Source organism: Porphyromonas pogonae, assembly GCF_036320655.1.
Lineage (GTDB): Bacteria > Bacteroidota > Bacteroidia > Bacteroidales > Porphyromonadaceae > Porphyromonas > Porphyromonas pogonae.
In genome coordinates this window covers 409,004-424,480 of sequence record NZ_CP143258.1, presented here as the reverse complement: position 1 = coordinate 424,480, position 15,477 = coordinate 409,004, and the positions used below count along the sequence as shown (strand labels likewise).

The 15,477-nt window shown below is 45.9% G+C and carries 10 protein-coding genes and 1 riboswitch; of the genes, 1 reads left to right on the top strand and 9 read right to left on the bottom strand.

Annotated elements, in window-relative coordinates; all coding sequences use genetic code 11:
* Positions 1-498: 498 nt before the first annotated feature.
* From porW to VYJ22_RS01710, 7 genes are all read right to left on the bottom strand, one after another.
* Positions 499-2,238 (bottom strand): type IX secretion system periplasmic lipoprotein PorW/SprE, encoded by a 1,740-nt coding sequence (gene porW, locus VYJ22_RS01740; protein ID WP_329904680.1) that lies wholly within the window; start codon positions 2,236-2,238, stop codon positions 499-501.
* 20 nt (positions 2,239-2,258) lie between these two features.
* Positions 2,259-3,080: a metal ABC transporter permease gene (locus VYJ22_RS01735; RefSeq protein WP_329904679.1), complete on the bottom strand. Its 822-nt coding sequence runs from the start codon at positions 3,078-3,080 to the stop codon at positions 2,259-2,261.
* 20 nt (positions 3,081-3,100) lie between these two features.
* Positions 3,101-3,538 (bottom strand): phospholipase, encoded by a 438-nt coding sequence (locus VYJ22_RS01730; RefSeq protein ID WP_329904678.1) that lies wholly within the window; start codon positions 3,536-3,538, stop codon positions 3,101-3,103.
* Positions 3,539-3,546: 8 nt separating this feature from the next.
* Positions 3,547-4,836, bottom strand: coding sequence for a 3-phosphoshikimate 1-carboxyvinyltransferase (locus tag VYJ22_RS01725; protein WP_329904677.1), 1,290 nt, complete (start codon positions 4,834-4,836; stop codon positions 3,547-3,549).
* 8 nt (positions 4,837-4,844) lie between these two features.
* Positions 4,845-5,327, bottom strand: coding sequence for a GAF domain-containing protein (locus VYJ22_RS01720; RefSeq protein WP_329904675.1), 483 nt, complete (start codon positions 5,325-5,327; stop codon positions 4,845-4,847).
* A 19-nt stretch (positions 5,328-5,346) separates the two neighbouring features.
* On the bottom strand, positions 5,347-6,978 hold the full coding sequence (locus VYJ22_RS01715; protein ID WP_329904673.1) for an ABC-F family ATP-binding cassette domain-containing protein: 1,632 nt from the start codon (positions 6,976-6,978) through the stop codon (positions 5,347-5,349).
* Between the two features lie 174 nt (positions 6,979-7,152).
* Positions 7,153-9,807, bottom strand: coding sequence for a DUF5686 and carboxypeptidase-like regulatory domain-containing protein (locus VYJ22_RS01710; protein WP_329904671.1), 2,655 nt, complete (start codon positions 9,805-9,807; stop codon positions 7,153-7,155).
* 123 nt (positions 9,808-9,930) lie between these two features.
* On the opposite strand from VYJ22_RS01710, the gene VYJ22_RS01705 reads away from it, so the two are divergent.
* A complete protein-coding gene (locus VYJ22_RS01705; protein WP_329904670.1) occupies positions 9,931-11,136 on the top strand; it encodes a dicarboxylate/amino acid:cation symporter in 1,206 nt (401 codons plus the stop codon).
* Positions 11,137-11,224: 88 nt separating this feature from the next.
* Here the strand turns inward: VYJ22_RS01705 and VYJ22_RS01700 are convergent, their stop codons facing one another.
* On the bottom strand, positions 11,225-12,358 hold the full coding sequence (locus tag VYJ22_RS01700; protein WP_329904669.1) for a PepSY-associated TM helix domain-containing protein: 1,134 nt from the start codon (positions 12,356-12,358) through the stop codon (positions 11,225-11,227).
* Between the two features lie 71 nt (positions 12,359-12,429).
* Positions 12,430-14,766 carry a TonB-dependent receptor gene (locus tag VYJ22_RS01695; protein WP_329904667.1) on the bottom strand — a complete coding sequence of 779 codons (2,337 nt, stop codon included), beginning with the start codon at positions 14,764-14,766 and terminating at the stop codon, positions 12,430-12,432.
* Positions 14,767-15,157: 391 nt separating this feature from the next.
* Positions 15,158-15,372: riboswitch (cobalamin riboswitch) on the top strand.
* The last annotated feature ends 105 nt before the right edge of the window (positions 15,373-15,477 follow it).

The following is a 15,477-nucleotide window of genomic DNA, read 5'->3' as shown; positions in this document are numbered from 1 at the left end:
CTGCCAAAGTAACCACGCCACCGCCCGTCATTGCGAGCTGAAAGCGAAGCAACCCGGAAAACAAACCAAAATAACACAATCCGGATTGCTTCGGGCGGGAGCCCTCGCAATGATGGTGAGCGATAAAACGGAATCTGAATATCAGCACCTTATGTTTTGATGCGGTTGCCTGGTAATACTATGGCCTTGCACCATTGGAGACCGTTGCATAGCAGGCAAATTGCTTCGTTGCTTGCGAGATTCGCGCTTGGTCATTTACCGGAAGTAAACTCCCTGTGCACTCACTCTTAGCGCCTTGCACTTTACCTTCTCTGCCCGGTCAAAGTGTCTTTTGTCGGCTTTGCCTCCAAAATCCATGACTCTGTTGACTTTTGCAACAGTCTCAATTGAGCACTAAGCACTGGATTTGAAATCTTTCATATCTTTTACTACTCTAAATGAGACGTTAACGGTAATCCCCAACGCACAAGATGACTTAGAAATGGTCAAGAAATCGATTTATGGAGTAGGCGGTGGGATTTGATCAGGAAAACGTCTCTCAAGTATCTGACGATAACGTATGCTTTCATCAGTGAGCCTCAGGCGGTCACGTAGGGTGGTTATGATATCGAGATATGCCCGGATGATAAGTGCTTCTGAGGCTTTGACGGCTTGTGGGGTATGTGGCACTTCCATAGTACTTTCGGGGTTCGTGGCTGTTGGGGCAGAAGAAATCTCGTTATATGATACAGGGGCATCGTTGTTGACAGCAAGTCTCTCGCTTGCCTTTTGGGTACGGCGACTTTGTTGCCAAAAGTCACGGAGTTTCCTATTACCCCACTTGCGCTTAAATTCCTGCTTGCCACGCTCGACCAATACAGGATCATCAAAATAAAAGCGACCTTTTCGCACCGAACCATGAGCCCAAGAAGGATTACTTACAGCCATGGCAGTAACTCCACTGCCTCTTGCATCCCATACCACCATATCCGTGTCGTCTGCAGAAGAAGGATTTTCAAGGTTAGCGGACTTGTTTCGGAGCGAATCAATCTGGGTATCGCTCAATGAGGCCAGGAGCAACAGGCTGTCTTGCCTGTGTATCACACGCATATTCTCGCTGATCTCAGCCAGTGCCTGTATAGTATCGGCTCCTTCGGGAGTAAGCCCCATGTTACTGTTGCTGTAAGCATCCCAAGCCCCCGTATAGTCTCGTGAGGCAAGGAACAGATCGCCCAGAAGCCTGTACGTCTGTTTGAGGTTGGGGTCATTATAGTCCATCTCTTTTACGGCAGCCTCATAGGCATGTATCGCACCGGACTTATCGTCGGCAGCTTGTGCCATACGAGCCTGAGCGAGATAGACCAGAGATCTTTTCTGATTGTACTTGGGACTTGCAAGGAGAGCTTTTACACGGGAGGTTCTCTCCTTGGAGGTAATGGGCGAGTTTTCCAAAGCTTTGATCTCCGCCGCACACAGCAGGCCCAGCGGGGGAGAAAGGCGTAGCACCTGTGCAAAAGCATCGTACGCCCGGCGTTGCTGGTGATTGCTCTCGTAGAGCTGACCTATGATATAGTAATAGCGAGCCAGAAGTAAGGGGTTGCGCTCTCTACTGCAAAGTTGCTCGAGATAGGGCAGGGCTTGGGCAGGATGTGGTGTACGCAAGTAATACTCTGTGACAGCCAGCTCACGCAGGCGAACCGTGGTAGGATGGTTTGTAGTAACCTCGATGATGTGTTGTATCTGTAAGGAGGTGGTATCTATGCGGAGGTCACACCTTGTTTTCCATAGCAGGGCTTCCTGTCGCACCTCCCCTGTATAGGTATCCTCCTTGTAAATACTGCCGAACACAGCTGATGCCCCTGTGTAATCACCGTTGAAAAACATAGATTTGCCTTTGAGCAACCACACTTTGTAGAGTACGGGGTTGTGCTCACGGGTGTTGCCTCCCGGCTCATAAGTGATGATACTATGAGCAGCTATGGCCTTATCCGCCTTTTGCAAAGCAATATCAAAATCACCGGAGCTGTGCAGCGGTGCTACATCGGGCTCCTGCAATGCAAAGAAGTGTACATCATCCTGAACAAGGCGGGACTTATACGCTTGATCAAAAGCTTTTTCACCATTGTAAAGCACATTGTACCGTGTAGTAAACCCCTGATACCAGCGGGAGACAGGCGTATTACGCCTCACGCCGCAAGAAGCCAACAGCGCCACTGAAATCACACAGGATAAAACGTAGATGAGTGATCGCTTGGTCATGCCGTTGTGAGTAGTGAGGGTTAGATCGTTTTGACCTTGAAATGACGTAGTGAGGTCCCCACCTTGGCGAAGATAAAGAGGGTAACCAATACCAGGATAATAAAGGCTCCCGAGGGTAACCCCCAATAGTAACTCCCCAGTAAACCGGCAACACAGGCACACAAAGCTATGATCACAGAGCCTACCAGCATCTTACGGAAACTGTAAGTGTAAAGATTCATGATCGTCTGCGGCAGGGTGAGCAGAGACATGAGCAACATGATGCCCACCAGGCGTATACTGAGCACTATGCCTATGGCTATAGCTATAAACATGAGGGTTTCGATAAGTTTGACTCGAACACCCTTGGTACGGGCGAAGTCGGGATCAAAAGCGGTGTAAAGGATGGGGCGATAAAATACCACAAAAGCAATGGTCATAAGCAGGGCCATGAGCGCGAGAGCGATGAGGTCTTGTGTGGTAACGAGTAGTATATTGCCGAAGAGGTATGATGCCAGATTGGTAGAATAGCCGGGTGTAAGTGTCATGAACAGCACTCCCAGTGCCATACCCAGCGACCACACACCTGCGATGGCGGAGTCCTCTCTTATCGTCTCAGTCTCCGAAGCCTTGGCAATACCCAAAGCCGACAGTACGGCGAAGGCACCTGCCCCCAGCATGGGATCGAACCCGAGATACAAACCTAAACCCAAGCCTCCAAAAGAAGCATGGGTGATGCCACCGCTGATAAAAACCATACGACGCACCACAATATAAGAGCCTACCAGCCCACACACAATAGCTGTGAACAGGGATGCCCACAAAGCGTTTTGAAAAAACTGATAGCTGAGTATCGAGGTCATAGCTTAGGCTTTATGAGTAATCAGAGATCATGAGCGTGTTGTACCCTGTGTTCGCCTACGATAAGAAACGCTTCGGACTTCAACTCATCGGGTAGCGCTATCTGGCGCAACTGCAAGCTCCTGAGCCAACCCGGCACGTCTTCCTCCCGCAGGGTATACAATACCTCTCTGAACTGGTCTGTCTGCTGAGATGTGTACTCATCGGAGGGTTTGTTGCAATAGGCATCTAACTCCTCGTCGTCATAATAAACTATTCTGGGGCTTACGGCAGCAAGCAAGCTATCTTTTTCGCAAGTGATGTGCATACCGCAACAACCTTCGGGTCGAAGAGGTTCGGGTTCTTCTATCACTTCCCCACGAGCTATTCTCTTCTCTTTGCTTTTATTTTGGTAATATCCTATAATGGCTGCTACCACACCCAAAAGGAACAATCCCAATATAATCCATAGAATTCCCATGCTGTAATTTACCTTTCTTCTATTGTAATACCCAGTTTTTGGACTTCAGTCCAAAATCCGGGGAAACTCTTGTTCACCACCTCGGGTGATTGGATGATGATACCCTCCTCATCATAGAAAGCCCACAGCGCAAAAGCCATGGCGATGCGGTGGTCATTGGCGGGGTCGATGGTCACTTCGCTTGCCCTCTTATGTGGGATAGTTGAAGATGATTGCCATGCTATCTCATCATCTTTGACATCTAATTTATATCCTAATTTAGCAAATTCTTGAGAAAGTACCGCAAGCCTGTCACTTTCTTTGGTACGCAACGCACTCACACCACAGAATACGAATGACACGCCCTTGCAGATACAGAGCGAAACGAGCGTGGGTACAAGATCGGGGCAGTGCTGCATGTGCGCTGTGAGCGTATCCGCTCCGAGATCGCTCTTGCGGGTGATAGTCACTCCATTGTCGTTCCTGTGTGTAACAATATCGAAAGCCTCAAACAACTTGCACACATAAGCACAATCGCCCTGCAAAGAATCGAGATACAGTGACGGGAGATGAACAGTGACGGGAGAAGGCGAGAGTGCCGTGAAGGCATAGAAATAAGACGCAGCCGTCCAGTCGGCTTCGAGCCCCAAGGGGTTGGAGATAGCACTTTGGTCTTGTCTCACATGATAACCGCTACCCTTTTCTGCCACTACACAACCACTCTGAGCCAGCATGGCGGCCGTCATGTGTGCGTAAGGCTCCGATACGCGGTGTTTATTGGTGAGGATGATTTCCAAGTCTTCATCGAGTAAGGGAGCTATAAGCAACAGCGCGCTGATAAACTGGGAACTCACCGACGCATCGAGCTCAACACGCCCTCCACACAACTTAGCGGGAGAGATGCGGAGCGGAGGGTAGCCCTCACTCTCCAAATAGGCGATGTCGGCCCCCATGCATCGTAAGGCTTCTACAAGTGGCGCTATGATGCGACTGTGTTGCCTGCCCTGGCCACACAAAGTGGTGGGAGTCTGTACTGTTGCTGCCAGATAAGCCGCCAGCAAGCGCATAGCTGTGCCCGACTCGCCTGCACTGATAACCTCTACGCCCTCGGCAGCCTGTGACAGTGCTGCTAAAATGGCTTTATTGTCGAGCGACCAAAAGGCAGGCTGCATGGTATGATCGAGCAATGGCAAGCCTGACACAGCCCGCAGGATGAGCTGACGGGATATGATGCTTTTGGATGGAGGCAATATGATTTCGACTTCATCGATAGGACGATTTGCCCACGTGAGTCGATAGCCGTTAGTTGCTCGTATCATACATTACATTATAATAGCTCTGTCACGATGTCGGCAATCTGCTCGAGATAACAGGCATCGACTTCTTCGGTGAAATCATCGAGCCGGTCGCTATCGATATCCAATACTCCGCGTACTGTACCGTCTTTGATCAAGGGTACTACTACCTCGGATTTACTCTGAGAGCTACAAGCGATGTGACCGGGGAAGGCATCGACATCGGGCACAACGAAAGTGCGGGCTTGTGCCCATGCAGAGCCGCACACGCCCTTGCCATGAGCTATGCGGGTACAGGCTATATCGCCCTGAAAAGGCCCCAGCACCAACTGATCGTCTTCTATGAGATAGAAGCCGACCCAAAAGAAGCCAAAGGTTTGTCTCAAAGCCGCACAGATGTTGGCTAAATTGGCCACGAGATTACGCTCGCCCTCTACCAGCGATCGTATTTGTGGTACGAGGGTCTCATAGCGCTGTGAGCGGCTATCGCCTTGTATGATAAGATTCTCTGCCATGATGGTTGATATACAATGATTATTTTTCCAATTCCTTCAGGTTTTCGAGCTTTTTGTTAGCCATAAACTCATAGATGCCCTCGAGGTGTTCTTTGACTTTGCCACCACCGAACTCGTAAACTTTGGTCACGAGGCCATCGAGGAAGTCACGGTCGTGCGACACAATGATAAGCGTTCCGTCGTACTCCTGCAGAGCTTGCTTGAGCACATCCTTGGTTTTCATGTCGAGGTGGTTGGTAGGCTCATCTAAGATAAGCAAATTTACAGGTTCGAGAAGCAACTTGAGTATCGCAAGGCGCGTCTTTTCGCCACCGCTGAGTATGCGCACTTTCTTTGTAGAGGCTTCGCCGCCAAACATAAAGGCTCCCAGCAAATCTTTGATCTTATTGCGTATCTCGCCTTTGGCTATATCATCGATGGTCTGAAATACGGAGAGATTTTCGTCCAAAAGCGAAGCTTGATTCTGAGCAAAGTAAGCAATGCGCACATTGTGCCCTATGGTGAGCTCACCACCGTGAGGGATCTCCTGCATCATACACTTCACCAGCGTACTCTTGCCCTCACCATTCTTACCCACAAATGCGATCTTGTCGCCACGCTCTATCGTAAGATTGACATGCTTGAATACTTGCTTCTCATCGTACTGCTTCTCTACATCGCGCATCATCACAGGATAATTACCCGAACGTGGTGCAGGCGGGAAGCGCAGCCTGATAGAAGAGGTATCTATATCGTCTACTTCCACCAGCTCCAGCTTCTCTAGCATCTTCACGCGGCTCTGCACTTGGAGGGTCTTGGAGTATGTGCCCTTGAAACGCTCTATAAAATCCTGCGTCTCGGCTATAAACTTCTGCTGCTCCTCATAGGCCTTTATCTGCTGCTCGCGACGCTCGGCGCGCAAGCGCTGGTACTCGGTGTAGTTTACTTTGTAGTCATAGATGCGTCCCATGGTCACTTCTATCGTACGGGTAGTGATCTTGTCTACAAAAGCGCGGTCGTGGCTTATCACCACTACGGTCTGTCCCGTTTCGATGAGGAAGTCTTCGAGCCACTGGATAGACTCAATGTCAAGGTGATTGGTGGGCTCGTCCATCAAGAGTACGTCAGGTTTCTTGAGCAGGAGCTTCGCCAGCTCGATACGCATGCGCCATCCTCCGCTAAACTCGGAGGTCTGGCGTGTGAAGTCTGAGCGCACAAAGCCCAGACCTATGAGCATCTTCTCGATAGCCGCATCGTAGTTGATCTCCTCTATGGAGTAGAACTTCTCGCCCAAAGCCGATACTTCTTCAATAATGGCGTAATACTCGGGACTGTCATAGTCGGTGCGCGTCTCAAGTTGTTTGTTGAGCTCATTGATCCTTGCCTCCATCTTGTGTATATTGTCGAAAGCCTGTGCCGTCTCCTCAAACACCGTGCGCCCGTCCTCTATGAGCAGATGCTGTGGCAGGTATGCCACTACGCAGTCTTTGGGGGCATTCACTTTGCCCCGTGTAGCCTCGCGTGCTCCGGCAAGTATCTTGAGCAGCGTGCTTTTACCCGCACCGTTTTTGCCCATGAGAGCAATGCGGTCTTTGGGATTAATAACGAAAGATATATTGGAGAAAAGAGCCGAACCACCGAACTCCACGGTGAGTGCATCTACTGAAATCATCGATCTATGTATCTATTATAATATGAAGCTACAAAGATAATGATTTATAACCGCATTAACGGGGATCCATTGCTTTGCTACTGCAACAAGACAAGGGCTTGGCAGTGCGTACACGTGTAAGGGCGTGCACTGCATTGCCGTGCGGATGAGAAAGAGGTACTGAGAGATGAAGCCTTAGAAATCAAAGTTGAAGCGAAGAACTACACCTTTGTCCTTGTATCCATTATACCCTCCGTAGAAGATTCCCCAGCGGAGAGACGACGAAAAACCATGGGAGTAGCCGGCTTCCAGGTAAGGCGATTGTTTGAAGTCAGTATACAGTTTGAGATACAGTGCTTCGTCGGACATGTTGATCCAGTCAAACGGCAGGTAATTGATCAAGATACGATTGGCCCTATACGACAAGTTTATTTTGGCAAAAGTCATCCCCTCCACTGCGGTGTATGGATGTAAGGAATGAAAATCTTCTAAAAAGCTTTCGCTATTGAAGAGAAACATGCCATTGTTACCTTTGAGGTACAGAGCTCTATCGGGATTGAGAACTTTCTTATGCAGGTAGCGCCCCATAGTAGCAGAGTAATCGAACCACCGTTCAGAGTACCGGCCCATCTCGATCTGCTGATTCACCCGAAGCGTTACCAGACTAAAGTCATTGTCCCAACCCGATACCACGGGAATAGCTACCTGAGTACCGAGATTGACTATAGGACTCTTCTCTCCCTCGTTTACATACTCCGTACGACCCCAACGATTGAGTTTGTGATAAGGTGTGGGATTCCATTTTATGTTAGCCTGAATACTCCACGACTTAGACGACTGTAAAGTGATATGCTCATCCTTGTCTTTGCGAGCATTCATAAAATTAGCAACGTTGCCCCAATAACTCTTGGAGATACTTCCTATTTTGGACATATCCACACCTCTGTTATCGGAGAAATCGACAGATGCAGCTACAGTAAGGGATCTCTGAGGCATGAAAGAAACGCGAGCCTTGGCATATCGGCTGTCATATAACTCAAACAGCCCCCTGCCGTCAATGGCGGTGTAAATCATATTCTGTATCACTTCGGATTGGCTGTATTGCTTGCCAAGGTTGGCCGTCCTGCGCCCTGCCTCCAGTGCTATATATCCGTTGTGCTTATGAGCAAACCCCAACTTCAGGTCAGTATTCCAAAGCACAACCTTACGTCTTGGTGCGTAGTAAGCACCTCCGCTGAGATCCCACGTGAGTCCAAGAGAATTATTGTGGAGAAATAGTTTTTGGCCCATGACCAATCTATCTGCAACATTATAATCGTGCAGCAAGCCTTTCAGCACTCCCTCGAAGCCATAAGTAATCTTTTTCTTGTTGTACGAGCGTCCGTTCAACAAGGAAGACAAGAACCCGGAGCTATCATAGGATTCATTAGACTGCTTCTTTCGGGGAATAAAACCAAGCGTCTTCCGAGACTCAAATGCTTTGGAGAGGGAGTCGCGTTTGAGAAAACTCTGTTTCTCCCTATCATCCATAGGGATAGGACTTATCTTGCTCCAGTATAAAGAGTCTTGATTATCGGCAAGAGAATCTTTTTGGGCAGTGACTTCGTTTTGTCGCTCTTTCTTGACGAGATAGGGGTCGTAATGCGGATCTTCTTTCTTCTTGAGTTCTTCTCTGATCTTATCTCCGTGCTTCTCTACAATCTTATTGGTAAGCTTACCACTACTCGGGAGCGACTGTGACAGATCTGAAGAGAGTCGGCGACTCAAGGGGGTTAGCTTGACATCGGAGTACTTCATGGATGTGACGTACTTATAATCTGTGTCCACCCCGATGATTTCGATCTTGAGCTTGATCATAAAAGTAGTAGGCAAATACATTCCCGGCATCACCTCTGTGAGATTGTAAGTGATGTCCTGCTTCAGAATGCCCATGTTATTGATGTTGATTCGCAAAGTTTTCACAGCCCAATCATCACCTACTACGTCCATAAAGCCCGAGGCAATACTTTTGCCTCCGGTTACTGATCTGAAACTGATGCGGTAAATATCCTTGCCATCTTCCCGTGAAGTACCCTCGAGTTTATATTTGTATTTATTATATGCCCCCGGTGTGATAGGATTGACATTGTACTCCGAGTAATTGATACCTATGCCCTCATCGTAAATGTTTTGCGTGAGCAGCTGATCGGCATTCTGCCCTTTACTCGCAAACTGCTTGGGTGCGGAAGTACGGTAGCCCTTGATGGTCTGTCGGTACTTGCGAGGAGCATCGAATACAACAGAGATGGAGCGCTCATCGACCATATTCTTTTTCTCCAGATCCTTGAGTTTGATAGCATCGTTCACCTTTACATTTCGGAGAAAGAAAGGCACCTTGGCAAGATACATCGTACCACGGGTATAGGCTTGCATATTGTAATGTTGCAGCATATTGCGATAGATAGGGACTCTGTACATCACTCGGCGGATGATAGGATACGCAGGATCTTCATGCGACTTATTAGCCGTTATACTTACTTCCTGCAAATGATAGACCTGAGGCTCTAAAGCGAATACAAGATCATTGATGTTCCCGTCCTTTACAACAAGTACTCGGCTCTGACTTTTGAACCCCAATGAGCGCACTTCCAAATGATACTCCCCGGGAGACAGCTCAAGCTTGAATTGTCCTTTATCATCCGTCACACTCCCTGACTTCGTCTCTTTGATGTAAACTCCCGCATAAGAGATGGGACTGCTGTCTTCTTTGCTGATAATCTTACCCGAAATGATAGATTGTGCATTTAAAATAGCATTGCATAAAAAAAATATTACACAAATACTAAGTATTTGACGCAGAATTAGAGGCATATGTATAATAATTATAATTTTTGAGCCGTTTAATTATTGTATTTGCTATATAGGATTGTCGTATTGTAAAATTTGTATATTTTTACGGACAATTTTAAACCATGAATATTTTATTACAAAACTATGAAAAAAAGACTTCACATAGGGCTTTTGGGTAAGATTCTTATTGCCATTGTCCTGGGTATACTAACGGGTTATATTTTTAATGCCCCTCTCGTCAGAATATTTGTTACTTTCAACGCCATATTCAGCGAGTTTCTCAACTTTGTCATACCGCTGATCATCCTGGCTTTGGTAGCCGATGCCATAGGCGACATAGGCAAAGGAGCCGGCAAGATGCTCCTTATCACCACAGCCATTGCATATGGATCCACAGTATTTTCAGGTTATTTGGCATACTTCACAGGCTCTGCGGTGTTCCCTTCGCTCATAACACCGGGCGAAGATATGGGAGCTATCGAAGAAGTAGCATCATTACAGCCTTTCTTCACGATAGGCATTCCGCCTGCAATGAGTGTGATGACGGCTTTGGTATTGGCCTTTACCCTAGGATTGGGAATGGCAAGCCTAAAGAGCTTTTCACTCAAAAATGTAGTGCACGACTTCAAGGAGATCATCTCAGACGTCATTGTACATGTGATCATCCCCTTGTTGCCGCTATACATCTATAGCATCTTCCTAAATATGACATTCCAGGGCCAAGTAATGTCCATTATTTTAGTATTTATCAAGATTATAGGTATCATATTCGCATTACACATCATACTGTTGATCCTACAATTCTCAGTGGCAGGAGCCATCGTCAGGCGCAATCCTTTCCAGCTCTTGTGGCGCATGTTGCCGGCCTATTTCACGGCTTTGGGTACTTGTTCGTCGGCAGCTACCATCCCTGTAACGCTCAAGCAATGTAAGCTCAATGGGGTGACTGAAGATATTGCCGGCTTTACGGTGCCTTTGTGTGCTACCATACACTTGTCAGGTAGTACTCTCAAGATTGTATCCTGTGCTTTAGCATTGATGATTATGCACGGCATGCCACATGATATAGGGCTTTTCAGCCAATTTATCTTCATGCTGGGTATTACTATGGTTGCAGCTCCGGGTGTACCGGGTGGAGCCATCATGGCGGCCTTGGCTATCCTACAATCAATACTTGGTTTTGATCCGCAGATGCAAGCTCTGATGATATCACTCTACATCACCATGGACAACTTTGGTACCGCTTGCAATGTAACAGGTGACGGCGCTATCTCTCTCATTGTAGATAAAATAGTGAAGAAAGAATTACCTGAAAGCGTAGCCATACCGGCTGAGATGGCTGCGGAATAACATCTTCTCAGACAAAAAGAGATTCTTATATTCCAATCAACAGATAGGGTGCCGAAATTCGCTTTTCGGCACCCTATCTTTATATATCTTATGAATGTTTTTTCCGCCTTTGCACCCAGATAACTAATCCCGTCACAGGTAAACTCGTGCATACAAGCCCGGTGATAAAGATGATTATCTTACCCCATAAGCCCCACCAATGTCCTACATGGAGGTCATATATGGTCTGGACTATAGTATTATGGTTTGTGAATACCTGAGGGCACTTGATAGGCATGCCGGTATATTTATCGGTGAAAAAGAACAATCCGTTATCTTGGCTCTTAAGCCCTACTTTCTCACCTATTGCAGTGTAATAAACAGTGCCTTTTTCTTCAAAAGGAGTGGTGAGTCTGACTTGACGTGCCGATGGATACAGGTCGAATAGATTGGCTACAACTTTATCAAAACTGGGCACAGGGCGCTCCGGCTGATGAGGAGGGAAAAACTCTCTCATGCGCGTGAACCCGTCGGGCATACCATTAAATGCCTTTTGAGTAAGATTGCCCAGCATACTGAAAGCCATAATTATACCTGTAAAGGAGATGATAAGAGCAGGGATCATGATATAAAAGCCAATCACCTTGTGCAGATCATAATTAACCCTTTTCCACGGTGCTTTCCTTTTGATGAGAAAGAGTGATTTGAGCACTTTGCGGTTCCACTTGCGCGGGAACCATAGTATTAACCCCGTGACTAGTTCTATAAAAAATATAATGGTAGCTATACCTACCACCCAATGCCCCACGCTACCCATAAGCAATTGGGCATGTATCTGCGATGCAATGTAAAAGAAAAACCAGTAAGACCTGCTGTTTTTGAGCACATCTCCTGTATAGGGGTCCATGTAAGTGTACATGAAATCACCCTCATTCTTCTCAGAGGCTACTCTGAAGCTTCTGGCGGGATCCGTAAATGTATCAAAATAAAAAAGCTCTCTATCCGGATATTTACGGTTGAACACCTCCATGAGCTCTACAATACTCTTCTTCTCCGTCGGAGGTGGCGGTACGGCAACATACTTGGCATCGCCCGCTATAAGGTCTATGATTTCATCACAGAACACAAAGAGAGTCCCCGAAAGTGATACGATGAAAATAATAAGACCGGAGATAAGCCCTAACCAAAGATGTAATTGTTTGTTCAACTTGCGACTATTTATCTTGCTTGTTTTCCCGTTCATAATATTATGTGTTTATAAAATCAGACATTGGACTTATGTCCAATGTCTGACAAATCTATCTATGGCTGATATTAAAAGTGCAATGTCAGATTAGCCTGTACATTTCTCGGAGGTTGGAATTGACCCCAATAATCCGACAAGTAATAAGTCTTATTGGTAACATTATTGACTTTGATGGCAATACGATATTTCTTACGATCGTAAAATAACGATGCATCGAATTTTGCATAACCGTCACCTACAATATCATAGGTATCAAAGAGTGGTATTTCCGACTGAAAGTTTCCTCCCAGTCCTACACCCAATCCTTCCAAAATACCAGAATTGAGTTGATAGCTTGTCCAGAAGTTGCCCACATGTTTGGGAACACCATAGGGGCGTTTGCCTTCAACACTCTTGTCCGCCTTGATGTATTTACTCATATTGTATCCATAACCCAAGAGAATATTGAAGCCTTCGAACGGATTGGCTATAATATCCATCTCCACGCCACGACTCACACGAGTTCCATCTTGTATCGACTCCAAAGGATCCTCAGGATTGGGACGTATGATATCCTTTACATTAATATCATAATAGCTTATCGTTCCTGATATCCTTTTATTGAAAAGCTCGGCTTTTACTCCGATCTCAAATTGATTGGCCTGCTCAGGTTTGAATATAATCTGCTTATTAGTCTTAGGGTCTACTCCCGGGGCTTCATTTTCGAACCCATTCATATAATTGGCAAAGATTGACAACTTATCTTTGACAGGCTGATACACCAGACCAAACTTAGGTGAAGCTGTTGTTTGGTTAAACTTCTCATCCGAGCTTTTGCTCCTGAAGAAATCCACACGCAGAGCTACCATAGCCATCAGCCTATCGGTAATGCTTACTACATCAGATAGGTATACGGCTATTGTGCGCCAGTCTTTCTTGTGCCCATAAATGAAATGGGCGGGAAAGCGATTGTTAAATTCCTCAAGAGAAAAATACTTAGGTTCTTTGTTTATCTCTACCATATCTAAGGGATCTAAGCGGAATCGATGATCACTCGAAGCATTAGTGGCAATATCCACGCCTAAAAGTACTTTATTCTCGATCTTATCCCCGATCTTGAATTTACCATTGAAATTATGCTGTATGTCCACGGCGTTGAATATGCTGGGAATATGCATATAATTACGGGTAAGAGAGTCTTTGCTCATGATCTCCGCAAAGAAATAATTGGCTTCGTTCTGAGTATTGGCCATAGAAACCAACGTTTGCGACTCCCAATTATCATTGAATTTATATGACATCTTAGCGAATATATTGAACACCTTTATATGTGACAGGATCTCATTATTGGTGTAAGAAATCTTGGGATCCAGATTAAGTTCGGAGAACTTTTTCACATTGATGGGCTTGGATATCTTCATGAAATTGGAGTTTCTATCAGTCTGATAAAGTTCCGCATCAAGGTCAAAAGTCAACTTATCATTGACATCGTATCTGATACTGGGAGTGAAGCCCCACGAATTGACCACACCATAATCCTGAAAAGACTTCTCCTTCTGGTAGAATCCATTGAGGCGAATAGCCACTTTATCGTTGATGGGGATGTTGATATCACCCGTGATACGATTATTATTGAAACTGCCTACAGTATAGCTCACCTCCCCCTTGAAAGTGTGGTGAGGCCTTTTGGTCACGCGGTTTATCAACCCTCCATAAGTCACCAGTGCAGAACCAAAGAGTGTACCCGAAGGCCCTTTGATTACCTCGAGATTTTCAAGGTTGTAAGGATCGGCCAGAGTAACAAAGTTTGTACCGAGTCCGTTACGCATAGTACCTGCATAAGTAGAAAAACCACGAATAAAAGAAGTTAGCCCCACTCCTCCGCCACCGGGAGAATAAGTAATATTGCTGGTACCGGGAGCAGTAGATAGTGCACTTTGGTAATCATTTACCAGTTGCTGATCCATCAGAGCCTTGGGCAGCACAGTGTATACTTGTGGATTTTCCATGTTTTTCAGGGGCATGCGGGCTACACTCTCACTTCTTTTTTCAGCGTATTGCTTCACGGTGGAGGTGACGGTCACGGCATCCAGGAGACGAGACTCCTCTGCGATCACAAAGTCTATCTTGTAATCTCCTCCGCTCTTTACCGAGATTTTACGCTCATCGCCCTTACTGCCTACAGCCGACACCTTCAGTACATAATTGCCCGGTACAACATCTTTTATACTGTAATGACCATTTTTGTCCGTAGCACACCCCATGGTGGTATTGCTAATATAGACACTGACACCTACGGCGACGGAACCGTCAGAAAAGCGCACACTACCGGAGATACTTCCGCCCAGCTGCTGAGCCTCAAGATACATGAGACTTACAATGAATGTAAAGATTAAATAAATTGATTTTTTTAGAATTTTAGTCATAATTGTTATTATTACATAAATTTTTCGCAAGAGCCAAAATTAAGATTTGAACAAAGGATGTACTATCCCTACATATAATGATTGTCCTTGTGTATACTCATTATATGTGGGGATTATTTTTCTTTGATGGCGGTAGTATCTTTGTAAATTGTTTAGTTAATGAGTAATTGCCAAACCTCCGTAAGGATTATTCAATATCAGTAACATGAAATGAGGTCAAGAGCTACTGAGGCATACTCCGTTCATTTTTCTACAGGAAGATGAGCATTGGGCGTGTCTTGTATATTATTAAAACTTTGAAAAAACAGCCCCTATTAACTAATTTTAGGAATATCTGTCATCTAATTTTATTTTATTAACCTCAAAAACAGACTTAATTACTTAATTAACTATACATTTGTAACGTCATAGGTGATTGCGGAGTAAACTACTCCGGAATTGAAAAAGGGAATCCGGTGAGAATCCGGAACTGTACCCTCAGCTGTAATTCCTATAATGAAGACGGTGTTGCAATCTTTGGCCACTGACCTGCATCACAAGTATGCACGTCGGGAAGGCGCAAGACCCGGGAAAAGTCAGAAGACCTGCCATGACGGGCTTTATTTTTACTTTGGGGAATAGGAGTAAGAATAACAACTTTTTAGGATAAACTGAATTTGATATTAAATTATGCCCGCTGATGGGTATACGTGCTTGTGTACTTGGATGGGT